Annotated in this window: 19 protein-coding genes; 9 read left to right on the forward strand and 10 right to left on the reverse strand. The window is 65.6% G+C overall.

Annotated features, from left to right (window positions below; genetic code table 11):
• Positions 1–69: 69 nt before the first annotated feature.
• The 5 genes from NMQ14_RS03320 to NMQ14_RS03340 all read right to left on the reverse strand — a co-directional run bounded on the left by NMQ14_RS03320 (position 70) and on the right by NMQ14_RS03340 (position 3068).
• Positions 70–573, reverse strand: coding sequence for a hypothetical protein (locus NMQ14_RS03320; protein WP_257093470.1), 504 nt, complete (start codon positions 571–573; stop codon positions 70–72).
• A 46-nt stretch (positions 574–619) separates the two neighbouring features.
• Positions 620–901: a hypothetical protein gene (locus NMQ14_RS03325; RefSeq protein ID WP_257093472.1), complete on the reverse strand. Its 282-nt coding sequence runs from the start codon at positions 899–901 to the stop codon at positions 620–622.
• Positions 901–1377: a hypothetical protein gene (locus NMQ14_RS03330; protein ID WP_257093474.1), complete on the reverse strand. Its 477-nt coding sequence runs from the start codon at positions 1375–1377 to the stop codon at positions 901–903. Before NMQ14_RS03330 ends, NMQ14_RS03325 begins: the two co-directional genes overlap by 1 nt.
• On the reverse strand, positions 1370–1735 hold the full coding sequence (locus NMQ14_RS03335) for a hypothetical protein (protein WP_257093475.1): 366 nt from the start codon (positions 1733–1735) through the stop codon (positions 1370–1372). Before NMQ14_RS03335 ends, NMQ14_RS03330 begins: the two co-directional genes overlap by 8 nt.
• A gap of 100 nt (positions 1736–1835) precedes the next feature.
• Positions 1836–3068 carry a site-specific integrase gene (locus NMQ14_RS03340; protein ID WP_257093477.1) on the reverse strand — a complete coding sequence of 411 codons (1233 nt, stop codon included), beginning with the start codon at positions 3066–3068 and terminating at the stop codon, positions 1836–1838.
• An 866-nt stretch (positions 3069–3934) separates the two neighbouring features.
• Here NMQ14_RS03340 and kaiC point away from each other — a divergent pair.
• The 5 genes from kaiC (at position 3935) to NMQ14_RS03365 (ending at position 9258) form a co-directional block, all read left to right on the forward strand.
• Positions 3935–5749 carry a circadian clock protein KaiC gene (gene kaiC, locus NMQ14_RS03345; RefSeq protein ID WP_257093479.1) on the forward strand — a complete coding sequence of 605 codons (1815 nt, stop codon included), beginning with the start codon at positions 3935–3937 and terminating at the stop codon, positions 5747–5749.
• Entirely contained in the window at positions 5746–6030 is a 285-nt protein-coding gene (locus tag NMQ14_RS03350; RefSeq protein ID WP_257081684.1) for a circadian clock KaiB family protein, read from the forward strand. The genes kaiC and NMQ14_RS03350 overlap by 4 nt, the downstream gene beginning before the upstream one ends.
• A 12-nt stretch (positions 6031–6042) precedes the next feature.
• Positions 6043–6414, forward strand: coding sequence for a circadian clock KaiB family protein (locus tag NMQ14_RS03355; protein ID WP_257093481.1), 372 nt, complete (start codon positions 6043–6045; stop codon positions 6412–6414).
• Positions 6415–6420: 6 nt separating this feature from the next.
• Positions 6421–8163 carry an ATP-binding protein gene (locus tag NMQ14_RS03360; RefSeq protein ID WP_257093483.1) on the forward strand — a complete coding sequence of 581 codons (1743 nt, stop codon included), beginning with the start codon at positions 6421–6423 and terminating at the stop codon, positions 8161–8163.
• 204 nt (positions 8164–8367) lie between these two features.
• Positions 8368–9258 (forward strand): alpha/beta fold hydrolase, encoded by an 891-nt coding sequence (locus tag NMQ14_RS03365; RefSeq protein ID WP_257093485.1) that lies wholly within the window; start codon positions 8368–8370, stop codon positions 9256–9258.
• A 49-nt stretch (positions 9259–9307) separates the two neighbouring features.
• Here the strand turns inward: NMQ14_RS03365 and NMQ14_RS03370 are convergent, their stop codons facing one another.
• Complete coding sequence (locus NMQ14_RS03370) at positions 9308–9952, reverse strand: glutathione S-transferase family protein (RefSeq protein ID WP_257093486.1); 645 nt, start codon at positions 9950–9952, stop codon at positions 9308–9310.
• A gap of 204 nt (positions 9953–10156) precedes the next feature.
• Between NMQ14_RS03370 and fumC the strand changes: the two genes are divergently transcribed.
• Positions 10157–11542 (forward strand): class II fumarate hydratase, encoded by a 1386-nt coding sequence (gene fumC / locus NMQ14_RS03375; protein ID WP_257093488.1) that lies wholly within the window; start codon positions 10157–10159, stop codon positions 11540–11542.
• A 451-nt stretch (positions 11543–11993) separates the two neighbouring features.
• On the opposite strand, the gene NMQ14_RS03380 is transcribed toward fumC, so the two are convergent.
• Complete coding sequence (locus NMQ14_RS03380; protein ID WP_257093490.1) at positions 11994–13235, reverse strand: hypothetical protein; 1242 nt, start codon at positions 13233–13235, stop codon at positions 11994–11996.
• Between the two features lie 149 nt (positions 13236–13384).
• Complete coding sequence (locus NMQ14_RS03385; protein WP_257093492.1) at positions 13385–16873, reverse strand: DNA methyltransferase; 3489 nt, start codon at positions 16871–16873, stop codon at positions 13385–13387.
• Positions 16874–17379: 506 nt separating this feature from the next.
• On the opposite strand from NMQ14_RS03385, the gene NMQ14_RS03390 reads away from it, so the two are divergent.
• From NMQ14_RS03390 to NMQ14_RS19825, 3 genes are all read left to right on the forward strand, one after another.
• Positions 17380–18093, forward strand: a complete 714-nt coding sequence (locus NMQ14_RS03390) for a class I SAM-dependent methyltransferase (protein WP_257093494.1) — start codon at positions 17380–17382, stop codon at positions 18091–18093.
• A 55-nt stretch (positions 18094–18148) separates the two neighbouring features.
• Entirely contained in the window at positions 18149–18547 is a 399-nt protein-coding gene (locus tag NMQ14_RS03395; protein WP_373457174.1) for a DUF423 domain-containing protein, read from the forward strand.
• Positions 18548–18772: 225 nt separating this feature from the next.
• Positions 18773–21388, forward strand: a complete 2616-nt coding sequence (locus NMQ14_RS19825; RefSeq protein ID WP_257093496.1) for an ATP-binding protein — start codon at positions 18773–18775, stop codon at positions 21386–21388.
• Positions 21389–21586: 198 nt separating this feature from the next.
• On the opposite strand, the gene NMQ14_RS03405 is transcribed toward NMQ14_RS19825, so the two are convergent.
• Both NMQ14_RS03405 and NMQ14_RS03410 read right to left on the reverse strand, forming a co-directional pair.
• Positions 21587–24376 carry an AAA family ATPase gene (locus NMQ14_RS03405; RefSeq protein WP_257093498.1) on the reverse strand — a complete coding sequence of 930 codons (2790 nt, stop codon included), beginning with the start codon at positions 24374–24376 and terminating at the stop codon, positions 21587–21589.
• Positions 24377–24508: 132 nt separating this feature from the next.
• Complete coding sequence (locus NMQ14_RS03410) at positions 24509–25204, reverse strand: hypothetical protein (protein WP_257093500.1); 696 nt, start codon at positions 25202–25204, stop codon at positions 24509–24511.
• Positions 25205–25268: the final 64 nt, after the last annotated feature.

Genomic DNA, 25268 nt, shown 5'->3' on the forward strand with positions numbered 1-25268 from the left:
ACGGTGAGGTGATGCTAGAGACTCAGATTTCCACTTAAAATAAGCGGATTAAATGAAAAGGGGTTTTACTCAATCGACCCCCTTTTTTCTTGGGCGTCCGGCAGTAACTTTCCGCCCTTGTTTCTTCCACTCGGTCCGCACCCACTCCAAGACTTTCTCGTCACTGTATTTTTGGGATGGGCCATCTTTTAACCTGATGTCACGAAAAACCTGCAAGTGACTGTCGTAACCCTCGTGCTCTTCCGCAGTGAAGTCCCGCACGTTCTGGCGCGCAATGACATCGGCGCGCCCTTTGATCCGGCTGGTTGGTTCCTCGTCCTTTCGCTTCAACTCCTTGAACATATCGCGGCCCACTTCATGGGCAACTTGCAGTTCATCCATCAGTTCAATCTGGCGCGTTAGGAGTGCTGTAATCAGCTCTTGCCATACGGCCGGCTCCCATTGCTCGAGCGCCGATTCGCGCAGGCTTGCCTGTTCCGCTAAGAACTGTCGAGCCACCCTCCGGGCGCATAGCTCGCGCTCATCCTCAACACTGATGGGCAAGGGTTCGGGTAGGTTTTTCGCGTCAGTCATCATTCTTCCTCGCGGGCCGGGCCGTCCGGCCTGGCTGGTTCATCCCTCAAAACGTTCTCGCGTCTTCAAACTCAGTGCCGAAATTGCCAAGTCTGTAAGTCGGATCGATGCGGGCAAGGCATGCGTCAATGCGTCGCATGGATGACCGCGCCAGTTCCTCGATTGCGATGCTGCCTGCCTGAACGAATGACTCGTTGTCGCAAACCTCCATGGCGAGCTTATGCATGCTCAATTGCGCATAGGCTGCCTTGTGAAGACATTCGGCGATTTCCTTCGCTTCTGCTGCTGAAAGGGTGAGTCCGGCTTCGGTGCTGGCGTTGGCGCTCATTACTCGATCCTCCACAGGTTGTCATTTGCCGCTTCCTTGTCCAACCGGAAAGACGACCACTGACGGATGTGCAGCAGGGCATGCGCCCACTGTTCGGGCGCAACGACGCGCCACACCCGTTCGGGTTGCGGCCAGATGCGTCTGATGTGAAAACGGGCAATATCCTTGAAGCGGGTGTCAGCGGGGTTTGGCTCGTTCGCCGCCTCATACAACACCGTAAATGCAGGGATACCCGCACGGCGAGCCAGCGCGGCGGTTACCGTTGCCGGCTTGTTTCGCTGGCCGACATAACGCGCAGTCTCGATTAACGCGAGTGGCTCCCGGGTGGTCGTGTCGTACTCGACGAACAACACGCAGTCGATATCGATCATCCCAAGAGATTGAGCGCGGTCGATGCCGACAAAACGCTGTGTGGATCTTTGCCGGTGCCATGCGCTATACGTAAGGTCGCGCTCTCCGGTGAGTTCGTTACGCATCGGCTGTCCCCGCATCTTCCGGGGCAGCGCAAAGGGCTACCCGAAGCCTAGCGCCCGCCATATCGAGCATTTCCGCTGCTGCTCGCAGTGCCGTCGCGCGTTTCTGCGCGCCGCCCATCATCTCGCGAAAGACCGCGACCATTTCAGGGTCGCGCTCTAAAAGGTCGGCAAGCTCCTGCTCTGTTTTTGTCAGCATGAGCAATGGCTCTCGAATAGCCCGCCGCGCCTCGGCACCGAAAAGCGCCTTACTGGTTAGCTCTACCAGTCCATAGGAAGCCGACGCACGCGTGCTCTTGAACTGTTCCCAAAGGGCGTCGGGGTCTGCCTCTACTACGTCGGTACAATTGATTTCAGCCATGGTGCTACCTCCTATACAGGTGCTTCGTGGTCAGGCGGGTTTGGTGCGCCAACACCTTGCCCGCCGCCTGATACCCGGAAGCCGTCCGGGTGCGGTTACATCAAGCCTGTGAGCGGATGGGCAATACGTCCGCGTTCATGGCCGTTTCGCGGCAGAACTTCGCCCAGTCGTCCATCATCCTGCGGCGCTTTTCGAACAGGTCGCCCCGTCGATACGCCGCCTCAACCTTGTCGCCGATGCTGTGCGCCAGCGCCATTTCTGCCACGTCGCGCGGGTAGTTGGTAGCCTCTGCAGCCCAGTCGCGGAAAGTGCTCCGGAAGCCATGCACCGTCGCCGGAACCGCCATGCGGCGCAGCACGGCCGTCAGGCTCATGTCCGACAGCCTCCCGCCCCGGGGGGACGCAAAGACAAACTCCTGACCCTCAATGCGGGGCAGGGCACGGAGCAGGGCTACAGCGTCGGCGGTCAGCGGTATGCGGTGTTCCTTGCTCGCCTTCATCCGGTCACCGGGAATGATCCACAGCGCCGCGCCCAGGTCGATTTCGGCCCATGTGGCGCCCCGTACCTCATTGCTTCGTGTAGCGGTAAGGATTGCCAACTCCACGGCGCGGGCGCTTGTGCCGGTGCGTTCGCGCAGCTTTTCCATGAACGCGCCCACTTCCTGCCACGGCAGCGCCGCGAAGTGTTCAACCTTCGCGACTTTGGAGGGACGCGGGAGCAGTTTGTCTAGATGCCCCTTCCAGCGGGCCGGGTTTTCCCCGTGCCGGTAGCCTCGCACGGTCGCCCAATTCAATACCGCTTCGATCCGGCCACGCACACGAGTAGCCGTCTCGGTCTTGGTCGTCCAGATGGGCGAAAGCACCTGCTCCACGTGGGCGAGTTTGATGTCGCTCACAAGCAGGCTTCCGATAAATGGCGATGCGTACTCCCTGAGGGTTGCCGCCCACTGTCCCTGATGTTTGGCGTTCTTCCATTCGTGGCTCATCGCCTCGATGTACTTGGCCGCAGCTTGGTCGAAAGTGATTTGGGCGCCCCGCGCAGAGCAGAGAGCGCTTTTCAGAGCGAGGCGCTCAGCTATGGGGTCAATCCCTTTGCGAATCTTGTCCTTGGCTTCGCGCGCGTTTTCTCGCGCCTTGGCAAGCGTTACATCCGGATAGCCACCCAGGCCCATATCCCGCCGCTTGCCGGCAACCATCACACGAAGAATCCACGTCCGCGCACCGGAGGGCAGAACCTGCAGGTGCAGGCCAGACACGCCCCCCACCGCATGAAAGCCGGGTGCGGTGAGCCTCCTTACGGAGAGGTCCGACAGTTCGGGGGCAAGTTTCGGCACGTCGATCCTCGTATCCAACAAAGTACCCAACAAACAGGGCGCAATTGCAGGATATGACATGCGACGCCGTGATTCAAGGAAAATTAATCCCCTAGGCGATTTATCCTAGAAGTGAGACGGCTTTATACGACCTAAAGTTATACGGAGGAGGACGCCCTCTCCGCCAAAAATAAATAGCAGAGCGTTCCAGAACGCCTCGCAAGACACCTTGAATGCCCCGGTTGGCCACGTGCTCCGGGGCTTTTTTGTATCCGGACATCGGCGATTTGGATCGATATCCAGCTTCGCTCAACAAGTTCGACAAGTCGCAAATGGCGTGGATCCGATATCAGGTCAGATTCAGGTTCCGCAATCAGTGCTGGCACCGTCGGCAACTCGCAAGGCGGACGGGTGAGGACCTGCGGGGTCACTCTTGTGCATCACACTCAGACTGAACGGCCTCAGCCCGCTGGGATACCGGCTGAGAAAACCGCCTGGTCAGCGGGATGGCAATCGTCCAACTTCCGGGCTCAGTTCATACCCGGGGCGATTCACCATGCAGCGCCCTGCGCATGGCGACTGGCTAGAGGAGAGGTGCCTGGTCTGTGGGCACTCCAGTCTTTGTTGCCCTGTACCGGCCTTCGGGGTTGAAACGTGTAGCGGCAGGGATGAACCCGAACACCACCTGAAGGGCTCCGGGCCACCGCTATGTACGGTAACGCACAGAGCGACCAACGCTGCGCTACCCACAATGCAGCGATCGCGTCCGCCAAAGCGTCGGTTCGAGCGTCAGGCGCGGTTTGCGGCTCATTTCCTGCGCGGTCAAACCCGCTTCAAACCGGGTGGAGCGACCTCGCGGCTGATGTCCGGAGCCACTCAGGCGTTCGGTGCGCAGGTGGTACAGACTTCGTCACAGCGCTCTGCAGACCTCAGAGGTTCAAACCGGTTTGACCACGAAGCCAACGATATTGAAGAACAATACGCTGTCCACGGGCGGGAACTTGCCCAAGTGCCCCACCGGAATCGTTGGCCTTGACGAAATAACGGGCGGCGGACTGCCTGCGGGACGGCCAACTCTCGTCTGTGGCAGCGCAGGCTCCGGAAAAACCATGCTTGCCGTGGAATTCCTCGTGCGCGGCGCGACGCAGTATGGCGAGCCCGGTGTGTTCATGATGTTCGAAGAGAACGTTGCCGAGCTGACGGCCAATGTCCGCTCGCTCGGTTTTGATCTGGAGAAACTCGCGGCGCAGAAGAAGCTCATCCTCGATCACGTTCATATCGAACGCAGCGAGATCGAAGAGACAGGCGAGTACGATCTTGAGGGCCTGTTCATCCGGCTGGGTCACGCCGTCAAGTCCATTGGCGCGAAACGCGTGGTCCTTGATACCGTCGAGGCCCTGTTTTCCGGCCTGCCCAATCACGCCATTCTCCGCGCGGAGTTGCGACGCCTTTTCCGCTGGCTGAAGGATCACGGCTTGACGGCCGTCATTACCGGCGAGCGTGGCGACCAGTCGCTGACGCGCTACGGGCTGGAGGAATACGTCGCGGATTGCGTGATCATCCTCGACCAGCGCATTCACGAGCAGATATCCACCCGGCGGCTGCGCGTGTTGAAGTATCGCGGCTCGGCCCACGGCACGAACGAGTATCCCTTCCTCATCGGCGAGCATGGCCTTTCAGTGCTGCCGATCACCTCGCTGCGGCTCGACCATGATGTCTCGACGAAGCGCATCCCGACGGGCATCGCCCGGCTGGACGAGATGCTCGGTGGCCAGGGCGTCTTTCGTGGCAGCAGCGTACTGGTCTCGGGTTCTTCGGGCACGGGCAAGAGCAGTATCGGCGCCAGGTTCGCCGACGCCGCATGCCGCCGCGGCGAGCGGGTGCTGCTGTTCGCCTACGAGGAATCAAACGCCCAGATCATCCGCAACATGGGTTCCATCGGCATCGACCTCGGACCGTGGGTCAAAAAGGGCTTGCTTCAGATCCACTCCTCACGCCCGACGCTGCAGGGGCTCGAGCAGCACCTGGTGATGATGCACGACGCCGTGAGGAGCTTTCACCCGAGCATTGTGGTGGTCGACCCGATCGGCAACCTCTCGCTTGACCGCGACACGTCGGCAGTAAAGCCAACTTTGATGCGCCTCATTGACTTCCTCAAGCAGCAGCAAATCACCACGCTTTTCACCAACCTCACTTCAGGGGGGGGAGAGACGACGGAGAATTCGCAGCTCGGTGTCTCTTCGCTCATGGATACGTGGCTGCTGCTGCGCAACGTCGAATTCAATGGCGAACGCAACCGCACGATCTACGTGCTGAAGTCGCGCGGCATGGCACATTCGAATCAGGTCCGCGAGTTCGTGCTCAGTGACAAGGGTATTGAGCTGGTGGATGTCTACCTTGGTGCCGAGCATGTGCTGACCGGGACGGCCCGCGTTGCGCAGGAAGAGTTGGAGCGCGCTGCCGCCGCACTGCGCGAAGAGGATCATCAACGCAAGCTGAGTCGGCTCGCGAGCAGGCAAAAGGCAATCGAAGCACAGATCGCCGCACTGCGCTGCGAGGCGGAAGTTGAATCCGCCGAGGTTGCCTTCAGCCTCGCGCGCGAGACGCTGTATCAAAGAACGGCGCGGCAAAGCACCGACGTCATGGCACACCTGCGCGGCGCCGACAAGACGGGCAGCGGCCGGAAGAATGGAAAGCGATGAGCAAGACCGTCGCCTTCGAGCTACGGCTGTATGTCGCCGGTCAGACCGCAAAGTCGATTGCCGCCTGTGCCAATCTGCAGCGTATCTGCGAGATGCACCTTGCCGGGCAGTACCGGATCGAGATCATCGACCTCATCAAGAACCCCAAGCTCGCAGCGGGCGATCAGATACTCGCCGTGCCCACGCTCGTGCGCCGCCTGCCCAAGCCGATCACCAAGATCATCGGCGATTTGTCCAACGAAGAGCGTGTGCTCGTCGGTCTCGATGTACGCCAGATATAGCGCGGACTGCTCATGAGAAAGCAACCCTCGACCCTGCGCACGCTGCTTGGCTTTGAAGCCGCAGCTGCGAAGCTTGACAGCGCGCGCTACGTCATGCGGCTTTACGTCACCGGCTCGACCCGCAACTCCGAGCGCGCGATCGTGAACGTTCGCAGGATTTGCGAGGCGCATCTGCAAGGGCGTTACGACCTGGAAGTCGTGGATATCTCTCAGCACCCGGAACTGGCCGAAGGCGAGCAGATCATCGCCGCACCAACCCTGGTCAAAACACTGCCGCTGCCGCTGCGGCGCTTCATCGGCGACATGTCGCACACGGAAAACATCCTGCTTGGGCTCGATTTGCGCAAGGCCGGCGATCGAGTCACTACCGACGAAGGTCACTGACCCGCCGTGCGCGCCAAATCTGCCAGCGCCGCGACGCTCCTCGCGCAAAACGCCGATCTGCTCGCCCGACTGGAGGAGGCGGAGGACACGCTGCAGGCCATCCGAAGCGGGGTGGTGGACGCGCTCGTCGTTGAAACCGCGGCAGGCCCGAAAATCTTCCGCCTTGAGGGCCTGGATGCCGAGTCAAGCCGCTTTCGCGGCGAAATCCTCGCGCAAGTCAGCGATGCGGTCGTCACCATCGACAACGACCAGCGCGTGACTTTTCTCAACGCCGCGGCCGAACGTCAGTATGGTGTCTCTGCCCCCAACGCACTTGGGCGCCGACTTTCCGAAATTTATCAGTATCGCTGGCTGCGTCCGGAAGACGAAGCAGCCGCGATGACTGCTCTGCGGGAGACCGGCTTCTGGTGCGGCGAGAACGTCCACGTGAAGCGCAGCGGCGAAGCAATCGATGTCGAGTCCTCGGTGAGCCAGTTGCGCGCGGAAGATGAAACCTTTTCCGGCCTGCTGGCCGTGATCCGCGACATCACCGGGCGCAAGAAGGCGGAGCAGGAGCATCAGCGTCTCGAGGCGCAATTGCGCGAATCGCAGAAACTGGAGGCGATCGGGACCCTGGCGGGCGGTGTCGCCCACGACTTCAACAACATCCTGGGCACCATATTGATCAATGCCGAATTGGCACGGCAGGACGCCTCATACAACTCTCAGGCACTCGTGAGCCTGACTGAAATCGAGAAGGCCAGTCACCGTGCCAGAGACCTGGTGCAACAAATTCTGACGTTCAGCCGACGACAGGTGACGTCGCACCAAGTGGTCTCGATTCCTTCGATCGTCACGGAGAGCGTTCGCTTGCTGCGTGCAGGGTTGCTCGGAGGAATGCGGGTCGAGTGCCACTGCGCCGCCGACACGCCCTTCGTACTTGGCGATTTGACTCAATTGACACAGGTGCTGCTGAACCTGGGTGTCAACGCTGCGCAAGCGATGGAGGGCCGGCCCGGGACCATCGAGATTCGCGTTGATGGCGTGACGTTCGACGAAACCTCGGCGCGCCCCGATCCTGCCCAGCGGCCGGGCCGTTACACCCGGATCGTCGTCAGCGACACTGGACACGGGATGGACGCAGCGACGCAACGTCGCATCTTCGAACCGTTTTTCACGACAAGGCCATCAGGCAAAGGCACAGGATTGGGCCTGTGCGTGGTGCATGGCATCGTGCAGGCTCACGCGGGAGCGATCGTTGTGCACAGCGAGCCTGGCAAAGGCAGCAAGTTCGAGGTGTATCTTCCGGGCACGAACGACATGGCTGCCGCGCCAGACCCGATCGAAAGAGCGGGGCAGGCTGCCGAAGGCCGTGGCCGGCTGATCCTCTACATCGACGACGATCAGGCGCAGCTGTACGCAAGCAAGCGGATGATCGAACGCTGGGGCTATCGCGTCAGCGCCTACATCGAACAGCGGGAGGCGCTTGACGCAGTGCTTTCCGGCAAGGTTTGCGCCGACCTGGTGGTGACCGATTACAACATGCCAGGTACATCGGGCCTTGAGATCGCGAAGGCGATTCGCGATGCCCTGCCGGATTTGCCGGTGATCCTCATCTCAGGGTACGTCACCGAGGAATTGCGCACACAAGCCGCCGCAGCCGGGGTGCGCGAACTGATTTCCAAGCCTCAGGACCTGGAAGAACTGCGCGATGCAGTGCAGAACATCTTCTATCCTCCTGGCAAGCGGCTTGGCCGAGATCGGCCTTGACCAGGCATCGAACCGGCAAGCAACTGAAGGGTACGGCGCGCGACGATTTTCCGGGGCGGCCGCGTGCTGATCTCCTTGCGAGGCAACCGCGCCGCGCCCGCGTGAAGCTGAGCGCGACATGACTTTTTGCTGATCTGATCCAGTCAGCGGGAGCCGCGTCATCCTGCTACTGTTCGGCCACCTGCCGACCCGACAAGGATTCCATTGGACGCCCAGCCTGTCCTGCCGCCCGCCCTGCCGGGTGAGCGACTGTCTTTCGACGGACTGAACTGCTACCGCGCCGGTGACGGCCCGCCGATGCTGCTCGTTCACAGCATCAACGCGGCCGCGTCGGCGGCAGAAATGCGACCGCTATACGAGCGCTACGCCGCGACCCACACGGTCTATGCCATCGATCTGCCGGGCTATGGCTTAAGCCCGCGCGAAGACCGGGTGTATTCGCCGCGTCTGATGACCGACGCGCTGCACACGTCGGCACGGCACATCCGTGCCTTGAGCGGCGGGGCGAAGGTGGATGGACTTGCCGTGTCACTCGGTTGCGAGTACCTCGCACGGGCGGCGGCCGAGCGGCCGGATGACTGGCGAACGGTGGCGCTGGTCAGCCCGACCGGCCTGAATGGCCGTACGCCGAGGCGTGGCGAGCCGTGCAGTACGCGGGCGGTGCCCGGGCTGTATGCCACGCTGAGCGCACCGCTGTGGGCCGACTGGCTGTTCCGCCAGCTGACGCGACCGGGCGTGATCCGCTACTTTCTGGAGCGCACCTGGGGCGGCAAGAACATCGACGAGACCATGTGGGCATACGACGTGCTGACCACGCGCCAGCCCGGTGCGCGTTTTGCGCCGCTGTATTTCCTGTCCGGCGGGCTGTTCAGCGCCGACATCCACACCGTGTATGAAGCCATTCCGCATCCGGTGTGGGTGAGCCACGGCGTGCGCGGCGATTTCACCAACTACACCGGCATGGACAGGGTGACCGGCGGCGGCAACTGGACGGTCACCGTGTTCCAGACCGGCGCGATGCCGTACTTCGAGGTGCCGGAGGTGTTCTGCGCCGCCTTCGACGCCTTCCTGCAGTCGCCCGCCGTGGCGAAATGACGCACCCCCGGACGCACCCCCGGAAACCGCCCGGCGGGCGTGCTTCGGGTCAGCGCGCGCCGGCGGAAAACACCGACAGGTCCTGCGGACCGCCGTTCGAGATCGCCTTGCGGTAGGCGGGGCGGGCGCGCAGACGTTCGACGTAGGCCTGCAGCGCCGGGTAGTCGCGCAGCCAGCCGCGGCACTCGCTGAATTCGAGCGCCCAGCCCAGATTGATGTCAGCCGCTGAAAATCCGGATTCGAGCAGGTAATCCCGTCCGGTCAGCGCGTCTTCGGCGAACTGGTGGTTCTTCGCGGTTTCGACGTCGAAGAAACCCATCAGGTCAGGGTTGCCGCGACCGGTCCACGCATCGACCAGATCGACCAGCAGGCCCGGAAACAGCGTGCCTTCGGCAAACGCCAGCCACTGCTGGTACGGCCCGTATTCGGGCGATGTCGGCTTCACGCTGAGCCGGCCGTCGGCGCATACATTGCAGATGTATTCGATGACCGCTTCGGACTCGACGATCTTCTGCCCGTTGTGCTGGATCACGGGGGCCTTGCCCAGTGGGTGCACCGCCTTCAGCGAATCCGGCGAGCGCTGGCTGTCCGGGTCGCGCAGGTGCTTGACCAGTTCGTAGTCGATGCCCAGTTCCTCGCACAGCCACACGATACGGTGCGAACGCGAGTTGTTCAGGTGATGAACGATAAGCATGGTTCTTCTCCTCTTCTGATCCATCGTTGTCAGCGTCGGACGCGGCGCGCATGTGCATCAGATCGCCGCTGCATCCCCGCGCTTCCAGCATAGATGACAAGCGTTCGACCGGCCTGCTCAGGCACATTGCGCCGCGAGGGGCTAGGCTGGGTGAGCAGTCGGCCGGATCGGTTCGCGATCCGCCATCGCTCTGGAGGGCTTGCCATGACCACCGACACACGGACCGAACGCGACGCGTTCGGCGACATCGAGGTACCCGCCGGCGCGTTGTGGGGCGCGCAGACACAGCGTTCGCTGGCGCATTTCCACATTTCCATAGAACGCATGCCCGACGCGCTGCTGCATGCATTGGCCCGGGTGAAGCGCAGCGCCGCCCTCGTCAATGGCGAACTGGGCCTGCTCGACGCCGAACGTGCACAGGCCATCGCCTCCGCGGCCGACGAAATCCTGGCCGGCGCGCATGCCGATGCCTTTCCGCTGTCGGTCTGGCAGACCGGCTCCGGCACGCAGACCCACATGAACATGAACGAGGTGCTGGCCAATCTGGCGTCGGAGCGCATGGGGGGCGGCCGGGGCGAGGCGCGCCGCGTTCATCCCAACGACCACGTCAATCTGGGTCAGTCGTCGAACGACATCTTTCCCACCGCGATGCACGTCGCTGCCGCGCAGGCCGTGACGCATACGCTGTTGCCGGCGCTGGCGTCGCTGCGCGCCACGCTGGACGGCAAGTCATCGGCGTTCGCCGGCATCGTGAAGATCGGCCGCACCCATCTGCAGGACGCCACGCCGCTGACGCTCGGGCAGGAAATGTCGGGCTGGGTGGCGCAACTCGCGCTGGCGGAGCAGGGCGTGCGGACCAGCCTCGACGGCCTGCTCGAGCTGGCGGTCGGCGCCACCGCGGTCGGCACCGGGCTCAACACCCATCCGGAATTCGGCCAGCGGGTGGCCGCCCGCCTTGCGTGCGACACCGGCCTGTCGTTTCGTCGCGCAGCGAATCCCTATGCCGCGCTGGCCGGACATGAAGCGCTGATGACCGCGCATGGTGCGCTGAAAACCCTGGCCGGTGCGTTGATGAAGATTGCCAATGACGTCCGTTGGCTGGCCTCCGGCCCGCGCTGCGGATTGGGCGAACTGGTGCTTCCCGAGAACGAGCCGGGCAGTTCCATCATGCCGGGCAAGGTCAATCCCACGCAGTGCGAGGCACTCACCATGGTGTGCTGCCAGGTCATGGGCAATGACGTGGCTCTGGGCATCGGCGCAGCTTCAGGCAGTTTCGAGCTTAATGTCTTCAAGCCATTGATTGCTCATAACTTCATGCAGAGCACTCGCCTGCTGACCGATGCCGTGGCGAGCTTCGATTCACACTGCGCCCGCGGCATCGAGCCGGACCGTGCACGCATCGCCGACCTGCTGTCGCGATCGCTGATGCTGGTGACCGCGCTCAGCCCGCACATCGGCTACGACCGCGCCGCCGCCATCGCGCATCACGCCCACGCCAACGGACTGAGCCTGCGCGAGGCGGCACTGGCGCTCGGCGACGTCAGCGCCGACCAGTTCGATGACTGGGTGAGGCCCGAACGCATGGTGTGAGCGGCGCCGCGCTGCGGGCGGCGCGTTGTTGCGGGCGCGGCGATCCACTGCCGCCCCGGGAGGGTTCGCCGCGCCCTCCGCCCGCGCCGTTTCGCTGCGATGCAGGCAGGCGCGACCAACGGTGTTCGCGCCCCAGGCGAACGCGAAGTCGACGCTGTCCATGCGGATGCAGATCAGCGTCGGTTCGTCGAGCGGCCCGGTATCGCCGGACAGCAGTTCGGCCTGAACGGGGCCGGGGACAGCGCGATGGCCACGGCGCGGGTGGCGGGCAGATGGCGGACGGGCACGGGTGGGCTCCGGGTTGCGGCAACGCGACCGGCACAGGCATTCAGCGCGCCACCGGCAGCCATGCCGGGCAATGCCTTGCCGCACGGGGCGATGTGCGGCGCAGGCCGGCAGGTGCATGGAATCAGTGCTCGCGGTTTCAAGCGTCTCCGATGCGCTGAGCGCATCACAGCATCGCCTCCTGCTCGCCCTTTTCGCCGTGTTCCAGCATCCAGCGCGCCAGGCTGTCCAGCACTGGCGGCAGGCCGTTGTCGAGCAGACCACGCGCCTTGTCGGCGTCACGAGCGCCGAGCGGGCGGCGCACCGGCAGCGCAGCGAGGTCGTCGTCCGACATTTTCCACGGTTCCCAGTCCAGCCCTGCATCGCGCCACGGCGCGGCTGCCTGCAAGGCGATGGCGATACCGTCCGGGTCGGGGTCGCAGGCGATGAAGGCGGGAGCGGGCGCAGCCGCAAGCAGGGTTCGCACCGCGCCCAGCCACCACGCCGGCGGATAGCCGGGCAGCCACAACACGGCGTCGCCCGCGGATGCGCTGCGCGCCACACGCTCGAAGCTGCTGAGGTTCTCGACCAGCCGCCAGCAGTCTGGGTGACCGTCGATGCGCGCCGCCATCAGGGTGCGCACGCTCAAACCGATGAAATCACCGGCAGCGGCGATGTCCAGCGTGCCTGTTGCGCTGTGCAGTCGCAGCGGCGCGCGCAGGCGCAGCAAGGGCGTGTGATCTTCGATCCCGCGTTGAGCAAGGCTCACGGCGGTGTTCAGCCAGTCGCGTTCGCTGCTGCCGATGGCTTTCGTGTCACCGCGCGCGAACTGCGCGAAATCGCGCCAGGTGCCGCTGCGGCCCTGAGCGCTCCATGCGGCGAGCGATTCGAGCAGCGTCAGGCGCGCCAGCGCACGTGCCGGAGGTCCGGCGTCGAGCGCCTCCGCAGCCGCATCGAGTTCGGTATCGGCAAAGCGCTGCATGCGACGGCCGGCCCAGTCCTGTCGTGCGCGATCCGGTTCGGGCAGGCCCAGCGCGGCACGCAGGGCCGATGCACCCGTGAAGCGCACGGCATGCAGCCACCAGCTGCCGCGCTCGAAACGCTCTTCGGTCTCGATCTGCCCGGCGCGCAGCAGCAGGCCGATCACGCGGTCCATGTCGTGCGCGCGTGCCGCACCCGCCGCTTTGAGCAGGACGTCGCGTCGCACCGGCGCATCACCGCGTCGCGCCACCCAGTGGGCAACCATGGTGCGCCACTCGCCCGGCCAGGTGTCCATCTGCGGCGACACCGGGCGCAGGCAGCGCCAGTGGCGACGGTCACGCAGCGTCGCGCGCGTCGGGTCGCCCGGGCGCAGGCAGCTCAGACCTTCGGCATCGGGTGAGGTCCAGTCGGGCGGGGTGGAATCCGGCGTCGGCGTGGTCGGGTTCATGCAGCCTCTCCGGCGGAGCGGGCATCACGCCCGGGCCACCTATATATATATGCAGACAGGTTTGCCACGCGCAATCGCGCACCGGCTCGAAAACAGATCGTCCCGCTCGCCCGGTTTCCAGGACGCCAGCCATGGCCCTTTGCGCGGGCTCAGGTGCTGCGCCAGCGCTGGTCGTCACAGCGTGCACGGCCGAGCGCGGCGAGCGTGTCGAGCAGTTGCGGCAGGCGCTTCTTCCACGCGCCCTTGCCGGTGAAGTGGCCGGCCAGCGCGGCGAGGTCGAGCGGCGCGGCGCTGGCGGCGAGCACGCCGGCCACAGCGGCGATCTGCTGCGGCAGTTCGGCCGGCCAGGGCTGGCGGGCGACCGGTACAGGCGGGGCGGCGGGCGCTTCGGTGTCGGCGCCTTCGATTTCGGTCTGCACGCGGCTTGCGCTGCCGGCCGTCTGGAAGTCGGGGCGCAGCCAGCGCACCAGCCCCTGCGCCTCTTCGGCGGCGCGCGCGGCGTTCAGCGCGACCAGACGTTCCAGCAGCTCGGCTTCCGCCTGCGCCAGCGCCTCGGGCTTGTCGGTCAGCGGGGTGAGCGCGCCGGGGGCGCCGACCAGCGCGGGGGCGAGGTCGCTCCAGCCGTAGGCGTCGAGCACTGCCGCGTCGAGTTCGCGGTGCAACTGGTCGAGCACGGCGACCAGGCCGTGCTGGTGCAGGGTCTTTTCCTTTGCGTTCAGCGGCTCGTCGCGCCGCAGCTTTTCCAGCACGTTGTACATGCCGGTCAGCGTCACGTCGGCGTGCGCCGCCTGCTGGCGCTTGCGGTGGGCGTCGATCTGTTCGGCCAGCGCGGCGATGCGCAGGCGCAGGTCGGAAGACAAGTCGGGAAAGGGGAAGGGTTCGAAGCAGCGGGTTTTGTTGTAGCGCGGATCATTGCCGACACCGAGCCGGCTGCCGGCGGCGAGTGCCCATGCGGTATGGACGCGGCTGGACAGCACGCCGAGCGCCGTGGCGTCGTCGAGCGCGATGCACACCAGCATGTTGTCGGGCGCCACACTGGCGTCCAGGAACTGGAAAGCGCGGTGCTTCGCGGTCTCGACGGTGGCGATGTAGCGGGGCAGGCCGACGAGAAACTTCCGCAGTTCCTGACGGGGTTTGCCGAACAGCCACCAGTACTTTGCATAGCCGGCGCCGTCTTTCGTATTCCCCTTCGCGTCGCGCTCCGGCTTCACCCGTTCGAGCAGCCACTGATAGACAGCCGGAAAGCGCGCGCGCAGTTCGTCAGCGGTCAGGCCGAAGGCGTCGATGATGAGCACGCCGCGCGGCCGGTCGGTCAGGTCGCGGCCGTTGCGGTAGGGCTTGATGAGCGCCTTCAGCCCGGTGTCGCCGTCGACGGAAAGCGACGCAGCCTGATCCGGTGTGACGATGAAGCCCGCGCCGTGCAGCTTGAAACCCGGCGATGACAGACCGCCGTTGGATTTCAACGCGCGGGCAGCGACGAGGTCGGCTCCAATGGTCAGGTCGGCATGCAGTACTCCGGCTTTGTCGGCCAGCGTCACCGCCACCTCATCGTCCCTGGTCGGCGTCTCGGCCACGACGGTCAGCAGCCGTCCGCTGCCCGCGCCCGCGCGGCCCACCGTCATCGCAATGCGCACGGCGGCGCCGTTGGCGCTGTCCACCCACGGGTGGTCGGGGATGGCGAAGGCGAGCGACAGTGGCGGCGCGGCTTTCAACTGGGCGTCGACGACGCGGCGGTTGAAGGTCTGTTTCAGGCTGTTGGTCGTGATGAAACCGAAGCGCTGCAGCGCCCCGGCGCGCGTCAGGTCGGCGGCGTGATGCCACCAGAACATGACGAAATCGGCCGAGTCGGGCACGTCGTGCCACACATGGCGCAGCGCGTCGACATAGCCGTCACCGAGTGCGGCGCGCATCGGCCCGGCGCCGATGAACGGCGGGTTGCCGACCACATAGTCGGCCGCCGGCCAGTCTGCGCGGCGCGGGTTGATGTGGCGCTCGAGCGGCACGCGGGCGTTGTCGTCGGGCACCGGCTCGCCGGTGGCCGGGTGCGGCTTGAAGGTGTGGCCGTCCCAGCGGGTGAGCGGAACGCCGGCCGGGTCGGTCGCGAATTCGATGCGGTCGCAGGCGAGCACGGCATCGCGGCATTCGATGTTGCGGAAGTCGCGCAGCACCGGCTGCGGGGGCAGACCGGCACCGCGGGTGCGGAAGTGCCACTGCAGATAACCGATCCACAACACCAGTTCGGCAATGGCGGCCGCGCGCGGGTTGATTTCCAGCCCGAGAAACTGGTGCGGGTCGACGCTCAGACCTTCGGTTTCCAGCGCCATCGAGGCGCCCAGTTCGCCGGCCTGATTCAGCACCTCGCCTTCCAGCCGCTTCAGGTGTTCCAGCGTGACGTACAGGAAGTTGCCGCTGCCGCAGGCCGGGTCGAGTACGCGGATGTTGCACAGCTGGTGGTGAAAGCGGCTGATTTCGGCGCGTGCGGCGTCAACCTTGCCTTCGCGCGCCAGCGTGAGCGCGGCCGCCTGCACATTGGCCCACTGCATGCGCAGCGGCTCGATGACGGTGGGCAGCACGAGGCGCTCGACATAGCTGCGCGGCGTGTAGTGGGCGCCGAGCGCGTGGCGTTCGTCCGGGTCGAGCGCGCGTTCGAGCAGGGTGCCGAAGATGGCCGGCTCGACCTGGCGCCAGTCGGCGCGCGCGGCTTCGCGCAGCAGCACGATCTGTTCGCGCTTGAGCGGCAGCACCTCGGGTTGCTTGAACAGCTTGCCGTTGAAGCGCGGCAGCGTGTCGCGCAGCACGGCGGAAAAACCGCCGACATCCATTTCGCGCCACAGCGCGGCGAGCAGCGGCACGAACTGCTGCGTGTTCCGCGACAGGTCGTCGAGCAGGGTGCTGAAGCTGCGCGCCGGCAACAGGCCCACGTCTTCGGCGAACATCGAAAACAGGCAGCGGGTGAGAAAGCCGGCGACGGCTTCGGCGTCGTGGCCGTCGGCTTCGAGCGATTTGGCGACGCTGGCCAGCCGCACCGCAACGTCGCGCGTCACCTTGCCGGAAATGCGCGCCGGGTCGAGGGCAGCCGGATCGAGCCACACGGCGCGCAGGCGCGCCCGGATCTCGGGCTTCGCGAGGTCGTCGAGCCGGATGCGGTGGCTGCGCGGGTCGGGGTAGGGCGTGTAGGTGGCGCCGCTGCGCGAGAACTCGGCGTACAGCTCGATCACGCGGCCGACGTCGACCACGACGACGAAGGGCGGACGGCCCTCGGCCACCGGCAATGCTCGGGCATAGCGTTCGGCCTGGGTGCGGGCGCGCAGCAGTGCGTCGTCGAAGCCGCGGGTGTGGGCGCCGGCCTGCAGGCGCTTGGCTTCCAGCACAAAGGCGCCGCGCCGGTAGCAGTCGATGCGGCCTTCCGAGGTGCTGCCGTCTCCATGGCTGAACATCACGCGGCGTTCGAACACATAGGCGTTGTCCTGCGTGTCGGCGCGTGACGGTTCGGGCAGTGGCAGCGCCAGCAGTTCGCACAGTTCGCGCGTGAAGGTCTGCGCGTTGGCCAGTTCGGTGCCGTCTGCATCGCGCCAGCGGGCGATGAAGGCGGAGACGGCGGCGGGATCGATCTCGGGCAATGCGTCTTCGTGCGTCATCGGTGGCGGGCGTGGCTCAAGAGTTGGTCGCATAGCAGGAGCCACGATCGGGCTGGCGGATTATGCCCTGTGGAAAGTGCTTGCCGTAACCTGACGAGTTTCATGTGGTTTCTTGCCGGCGCGACACGGATCGGCCGCTGCACCGGGCAACGCGCTTTCGCGATCAATGGATCGCTCCCACAAGAACTCCGCCTCACTGATGACCGTCACCCGGCGACACCCCCGTGGGAGCGATCCATTGATCACGAATCGGTGGCGGGTCAGGTGACGGGGCGGGATCGACGTGGCTGTTCGCGGCCAGTGGATCGCTCCCGGAAAAGGCTCGCTTCTCGACGCCGGTCATCCGGCGACACTCCTGTGGGAGCGATCCATTGATCGCGAATGGGCGGCTGGTCAGGTGACCGGGCTCCGACAGCCCTTGCTGCCTGAGGCGGGCGTCACGCGAGCGCGAACTTATCGGGCGGGTTTCACTCATGACACTTCGATCCCCCGACATCCGGCCCGCCATGAACCGAGTCCTGCATCGTTTCTTCCTGCTGCTGATCGCCTTCGCCTTGACGCCGGCGTGGGCGCAGTACGCGCGCCATGCCGAGCGCGCGCCGAGCCGGGACGGCATCGGCAAGGTCTACATGGGGCGCGAGATTTCGATGGTGATGGGCTGGCAGGGCGCGGCCTGGCTGGAACGGTCGGAGCGGGAGCAGGAAGAGCGCACCGACCTGCTGCTGAAGGCGCTGGCGCTGAAATCCGGCATGGTGGTCGCGGACATCGGCGCCGGTACGGGTTATCTGTCGCGGCGCATGGCGGAAATCGTCGCCCCCGGGGGCAGGGTGCTGGCGGTGGATGTGCAGCCGGAAATGATCCGGCTGCTCGAAGGACTTGCGAAACGCACCGGACAGACGAATATCGAACCAAGGCTGGGCAGCGAGACGGATGTGAATCTGGCGCCGGCGTCGGTCGATCTGGCGGTCATGGTCGATGTCTATCACGAGCTCACCTTCCCGCACGAAGTGCTGGCCAGCATCCTGCGCGCGCTCAAGCCGGGCGGCGAAGTGGTGTTTGTCGAGTACAAGGCGGAAGACCCGACTGTGCCGATCAAGCCGCTGCACAAGATGAGCGAGTCGCAGATCCGGCGCGAGGCGTCGGCTCACGCGCTGGAATGGGTGCGCACCGAAACCGGTCTGCCATGGCAGCATGTGGTGGTGTTCCGCAAGACGCGCTGAGCCGTTTCGTCAGCGCGCTCGCTGACAAGCGCCTCTTTTCACCTGCCCTGCATATATGTATACGCAACCGGAATTGAACCCTGCCGCGCGGCGCACGCTGACGCTGGCCGCACTGGCCGGCGCACTGGCCGTGATGACCGGTGCCTTCGGCGCGCACGCCTTGAAGGCGAACCTGACCCCCGATCTGCTGGCTGTGTGGCAGACCGCCGTGCAATACCATTTCTGGCATGCGCTGGCGCTGGGCCTGATCGGCGTACTGATGCTTCATCGGCGGGACGATCGCGCGCTGCGTGCTGCCGGCTGGCTGATGCTGCTCGGGCTGCTGCTGTTCAGCGGTAGTCTGTACGCCCTCGCGCTGAGCGGTGTGCGCGGCCTCGGCGCAGTGACGCCGCTGGGCGGGCTTGCTTTCATCGGCGGCTGGCTGGCGCTGGCCTGGGCAGTCTGGCGACGCTGAATCCGCGGTCAGGACAGCGATGCCGCCGGCAGCGCCCAATCATCAAAGACCCCGGTCAAATTGGGCCAATCTACGCACAAGGGCGTATTCTTCGCGCCGGTGACAATTTCCCGGTTCTGATTTGGTGCGGAGTACCGATCGTTCCACGCTCGGCTTTGAGCGTAGCGGTTCCAGTGGCTGGACGAGCCCGGCCGTTCGCCTTCGAAAGATGGAAGGCGCAGAAGAGTGAGCGGCTTCACGCTCGGTCTTGACGCGCCGTCACGCGCCTTGCGCCTGCGGTTGATCGGCGCGCTGATTGTCTTCAACGTGCTGGTGCTCGCGCTGTCCGTTCATTCGGTGCTGCAAAGCCGCAAGCAGCACGAACTGGAAGCGGAATCGCTGACCCGGAACGTCGCGATCGCGCTCGAACAGACGCTGTCGAACAGCATCGGCAAGATCGAATTCGCGCTGCGCGTCGTCGCCGACGAGCTCGAGCGCGAGCTGGCCGATGGCCGCATCGATGTACCGCTGATGAACACGATGCTCGAGCGCCATGCCGGCCGCCTGCCGGAACTGGAGTCGTTTCGCGTGGCCGATGCCGACGGCGTCGTCATTCTGGGCAAGGGCGTCAGTGACAGCGTGCGCGCCAGCTGGTCGGACCGCGACTACTTCGCCTGGCACCGCGAACACGCCGGAGACGCGATACGGGTGACGAAACCGATCGTCGGCCGTATTGCACAAAAGTACATCGTGGCGTTCACGCTGCGCTACAACCATCCGGATGGTCGCTTCGCCGGGGTGATAGCGGCGCCCATTGCCGTGGACCATTTTTCCGAAGTGCTCGGTCGCTATGATCTCGGCACGTATGGCACGCTGATATTGCGTGATGCCGAACTTGGTCTGATCGCCCGCCAGCCGCCGATTCCGGACAAGCCGGCCGGCCAGATCGGGAATCGCGGTGTATCGCCCGAAATGATGAAGCTTTACGGCGAGGGCGCGCGTGTCACGACCTACTACACCCCGGTCGGCGCCGACGGTTACGAACGCATCGTGACCTTGCGGCGCATGGAAAGCGTGCCGATGGTGGTTGTCGCCGCCACCGCGAGCGACGATTACCTGGCGACCTGGGATGACGAAGTATGGGTCGCCTTCGGTCTGGCGGGCGGTTTTGCGCTGCTGTCGGTGCTGCTCGGCGGAGGGCTGATGCGTCAGATCGGCGAAGCTGAACGCAGCGGCCGGGCGCTCGCCGAACGCAAGGCGCAACTGCAGACGCTGATCGAAGTCGTGCCCGACTCCATCCGCTTCAAGGACGCTGACGGCCGCTGGCTGATGGCCAACAGCGTCTGCCTCCGGAATTTCGGCCTCGAGGCCGATGACTGGCAGGGATGCACCGATGCCGAACTGCTTGCCCGGCACCCGGAACTGGTCGACCGGCTGACGGCGGCGCATGCATACGAGGACGCCGCGTGGACCGCCGGCGGGACGTCGCGCACCGAAGAGCGCGGCGTCGATGCCGAAGGGCAGCCGACCTGGCGCGAAGTGATTCGGGTGCCGCTGTTCGACGATGTACAGCAGCGGCGCGCCATGGTCGAAGTAGGGCGTGACATCAGCGAGCGCAAGCGCAGCGAAATCGAGCTCGACCAGCATCGCCGCAACCTTGAAGGCCTGGTCGCGCAACGCACCGCCGAGCTGCTCGATACCGAAGCGCGTGCCACACACATCGTGCAATCGAGCGCGGCCGGCCTGTTCGGCGTGGATACACAAGGCATCATCACCTTCGTCAATCCGGCTGCCTGCGACATGCTGGGTTATCCGGCCGATAAGATGATCGGTACCTCGGGCCACACCTTGTTCCACCACAGCCGGCCGGACGGATCGCCTTACCCGCTGGCAGACTGTCCGAGCCATGGCGCGCTGGTGTCGGGCAGCAAGCTGCGTGTCGACGACGAGGTGTATTGGCACGCCGATGGACATGCCATTCCGGTCATGTATGAGGTCCATCCCATCGTGCAGCGCGGCGACGTCACCGGCGCCGTCATCAGTTTCGTCGACATGAGCGCGCAGTCTGCTGCCGCGCGCGCCAGCGAGCGTGCGCTGGCGGCCGCCGAGCAACTGGCGCGCACGCGCAGCGAATTCCTCGCCAACATGAGCCATGAAATCCGCACGCCGCTCAACGGTGTGCTCGGCTTCGCCGAAATAGGCCTGCGCAACCATCGCAACAGCGACAAGGCGCGCGAGGCATTCGAGAAGATCCAGGCATCGGGAGTCCGGCTGCTCGGTGTGATCGAGGATGTGCTCGACTTTTCGAAGATCGAGGCCGGCAAGATGGTGATGGAACAGACGCCGGTCGATCTGCGCGAGGTCATCTCACACGCGGTGGATCTGGTGCACGTCCTCGCGCAGGCAAAGGGGCTCGAGTTGCGGGTCGAGCGGGCGGCAGACCTGCCCGACACCTGCCTCGGCGACCCGATGCGGATCGGGCAGGTGTTGTTCAATCTGCTGTCGAATGCGGTCAAGTACACCGAGCACGGTTGTATCCGGCTGTCGGTGTCGCTGCACGACGGGCAGCTCGTGTTCGTGGTGTCGGATACCGGCATCGGCATGAACACCTCGCAACTCGAGCAGCTGTTCAATCCGTTCCAGCAGGGTGACGGCTCAACCACCCGACGTTTCGGCGGCAGCGGTCTCGGGCTTGCGATCAGCAAGCGCATGGCCGAACTGATGCGCGGCCGCATCGAAGTGCACAGCACGCTCGCCGTCGGCACCACGGTCGAGTTCAGGCTGCCTTGCGTCCCGCTCATCCGCGCATCGGCGGGGCAGGCTGATCAAGGCGCAGCAAGGGGCCGCAGCCACTTTCAGTGAGGCGGCCCTGTGGGAGCGACCCTGTGGAGCCACCTTGTGGGAGCGGCGGCCTTGCCGCGATTGATGTCGCGATGATCGTTGATCAACGCGCCGATCGCGGCAAGGCCGCCGCTCCCACAGGTGAAGCTGCTCACAGGTGATGCTGCCCACAGGCCGCTTCCACAGCGTCCTGACCTGAAGATTCTGATCCCCCAGGCGCTACTTCGCGCGCTTGAGGATGCCGATAGGCGGTGCCCAGCTTTCGGTGGGAGACTTTTTGCTGGTGACCAGTGTCAGCTGGGAGGGCGCGAACACGTTGGCGTTGTGCGTCACCGGGGTGGTGATGAGATATTGCGCGCGGGTGGCGCCAAGGAAGCGGCCGACGCGGTCGATGTTGGCGACGTCCAGGTGGGCGAACGGCTCGTCGATGAACACGAAGCCGCCGGGGCGGGTGTCGTCCATCAGCAGTGCGATCAGCAGGATCAGCGACTTCATCACCTGCTGGCCGCCGGATGCTTCGCCGTCATTCAGGCCGACCGCGCCCTTGCGGTCGAAGTCGAAACTCACGTCCAGTCCGGCCTGGGCGAGCGCCAGATCGTCGTTGTCCAGCGGCGGTGCGCCGCAGTCCACGCCCACGTTGGCCAGTTCGCCCAGCGCGCGCAGGTTCTTGCCGTACTGACGCACGGTGGCGCGCAGTTTGGCGATGTAGGCGGCGCGGGCGTCGTCAGTGTGACGGCGGGCGGTGGCGCAGTAACCCTGGCGGCTGGCGTAGTCCTGTTCGCGCCGCGCAAGATCATCCTTCAGCCGGTCGCGCAGCGTGAGCGCCGACGGGTCGGTGACCCAGTCGCCAGTCGCCAGAAGGTCACGCAGCCGACCCAGTTCGCGCCGCGCGGCGCGGGCGTCGCCGTAGCGTTCGGTCAGCTGGGCCAGTTCGCGCGGGTCGAGCCAGTGCGCCGGCATGCCGCGGCGGCGGGCGCGCAGCGCCACCAGTCGCTGCGCCTGTTCGGTGCGACGCGGCGTCAGTTGCTGTGTCAGATCGCGCAAGCGCGTACCCACTGCATTCAACTCGCGGCGGCGACGGTCGATTTCGGTGTCGATGCCGGTCAGGTTTTCGCGCAGGCGCTCGACCTCGCGCAGCGCGGCATCGCGCGCGGTGAGGGTCTGGTCGTTGCTCGAACGCGCACCGGGCAGTGCCGCCCGGGCCTGCGCAAATTCGTTGCTGCGCAGGGCCAGCAGGCTGGCCGATTGCAGGCCGAGCAGGCGGGCGCGCAGCGCGCTCACCTGTTCGCGTGCCCGGTCCAGCTCGGGGCTGAGCGCGCGGCGCGCGGCATCGAGTCCGGCGATGTCGCGGCTCAATTGCTCGATGCGCGCCTGCCGGGCCAGTTCGCCGAAGTGGAATTCGGCCGGGCGGCCGAGGTGACGGGCACCGCGGCGCTCGCGGTGATAGCCGTCGCGGGTGATCCATTCGGTGTCGCGCGGCAGGTGACGCGCGGCATCGGCGCTGTCCACGCGCTGCATGCGGCCCAGCAGGTCGGCGAGCCAGCGCGGCACCGCGGCGGCAAAGCGCACCACTTCGGCCAGCGAGCCGGCACGCGGTGCGGCCGCGGTTTCGCGTTCGGCGACGATGAAGTGGCGAAAGCGCGCCTGTTCGCCCAGCGCCCAGGCCGCGTGACGGTCGTCCTCGCGTTCCAGCAGCACGAGGTGGCGGTATGGTCGCAGCACGGCTTCCAGCGCGGCCTGCCAGGCGACGTCGGTCACCTCGACCACGTCGGACAGCACGCAGTGCGCGATGCCGGCGTCGTCCAGATTCGCCCGGAAGGCGCTCACCTCGGCGTCGCCCGGCGCGCCGCGTCGTTCCTGTGCGGCGCGCAGTTGTTCGGCCTTGTCTTCGAACTGCGCCACCAGCATGCGCTCCTCGCCCGCCAGTTTCGTCGCCAGCGCTTCGGCTGCGGCGTGCTCGGCTTCCAGCGTCAGCGCATCGGCGCCATGTTCGCTGGCCACCCGCTCGCGCAGCTTGCGTTCTTCCTCGAGCAGCCGCTCGACGTCGCGCAGCGCATCGTGGGCGGCCAGCTGGCGGGCTTCCGCCTGCTGCGCGTCGGCGCGCACCTCGGCCAGTGCGGCGACGGCCGCTTCGCGTTCGGCCGTCACGGCGGCAAGCCGGTCCGAAAGCGTGGCCTGTTCGCGGCCGAGCCAGCGCAGGTCATCGCGCAACCGGGCGAGGTCGCCGCGCTCGTTCGACATGTCGCGCGTCAGTTCGGCGACTTCGAGCCGCGGCACGATTTCGGTTTCCAGCGCCAGCACCTCGTCGGCGTGCTGCTTCCACTGCCGGTAGTTGTCGGCTTCGAGGCGCTTGGCTTCGGCCTGTGCGCGCAGCCGTTCGAGGTCGAGGCCGATGCCTTCGAGTTCGCGTTCGGCGCCTTTCTGTTCCTCGCGCGCGGCCTGGTAGTTGTCCAGCACCTCCTTGTCGCCGAACACGTCGAACACCAGGTCGAGCAGGGCGCGCGGCGAGTATTCGCACAGCTTGTCGGTGTCGCCCTGTTCCAGCGACAGCACCTTGGCGATGGCCGGCGTCAGCCCGCCCCAGGCGAGGCGGTTCTGGTAGTCGCGCAGGCCGGTCCATTCGCCACCGGATTCCAGCGTTTCGATCGCGACATTGCCGTCGAGGATGGCGTAGTCGCGCGTCCAGTCGCCGCCGGCGCGCTTGATGCGGCAGGCCAGCGTCACTTCATCATGGATGCACGGAAAGAACGGCCGCTTGCCGGTGCCGCTCGCCACGTTGGCCACGACGGCGCGTATCCATGCGTAGTCGTGATCGCCGCGCCGCACGTAGCGGCGGAAGTCGCGCTTGCCGGAACAGCGCAGCGCGAACAGCGTGCGCAGCGCATCAAGCAGCGTGGTCTTGCCCGAGCCATTCGGCCCGACGATGGTGATGATCTGTGCATCGAGCGGCAGCGTGAAGCGCCGCCAGAAATCCCAATGCACCAGTTCGAGTTGCTTGATGTGGAACATGGGTGGCTCGTCAGCGTGCGTGAGAAGTGTGCGGGAGCGGGCTGTGGCAGCGATGGTGCCCGTGATCAGCCGCCTGCCGATGATCGACTGGCGTATCGCGGGCAGGGCGCGCGCCGGCCAGGGACGGGCGCATCATGCTTCGGCCTCGTCGTCGTCCGCCGCGGCGGCCAGTTCGAAGGCGTTGGCTTCGGGCATGGCGTGGCCGGCGCCGGTGAGCACGTCGGCCAGCGTGCCGTGGATGACGCGGTCGGCCAGGATGCGGTAGTCGAGCAGCACGTCGAGCAGCGGGCCTTCGAACACCAGACCGTTGCGTCGCTCGATGAATCCGAGACGCGACAGCTTGCCGAGTGTGAATCTGAGCTTCGTGATGCCACCAAGCCGGGCACCGAAGTCTGCCACCAGCGACGCTTCGGTGAGTGCGCCCGATACCGCATCGCCGTGCTCGACCGGCTGTTCGGCGCCGAACATGTCGTCCTGCCCTTCGTCGTTCAGTGCGCGTCGGCTGACCTGGCGTTCGCGCTTGGGCAGCACGATCAGCGACCAGATCACCATCAGCCAGGCCAGTTCGTCGCGCATCAGCCCGACATTGCTGGCGGCGTATTCGCGTGTCTGGCCGAACACCGGCTCGCGCATGTCGTCGGCGATGCCGACCGCAATGTGTGCGGCATAGGGATTGTCGAACAGCTGCAGGCCGACTGCGGCCAGCCGCTGGTCGAGCGCGTGGCGGAAGCCGTCATCGACCAGGGCGCGGCGCGCCAGCCGGTCTGTGCGCGGCATCGAGCGGTGCGCCAGCAGGCGCGCGGTCAGGGTGCGAAGTTCTGTTTCCATGTCGGTCAGCTCAAGGGACGTGCCGCGAATGAACGCGGGACGATCCGGTCAGGGCGGATGAAAC

Origin of the sequence: Methyloversatilis sp. XJ19-13, assembly GCF_024580155.1 — a bacterium.
In the GTDB taxonomy this organism is placed as follows: Bacteria; Pseudomonadota; Gammaproteobacteria; order Burkholderiales; family Rhodocyclaceae; genus Methyloversatilis.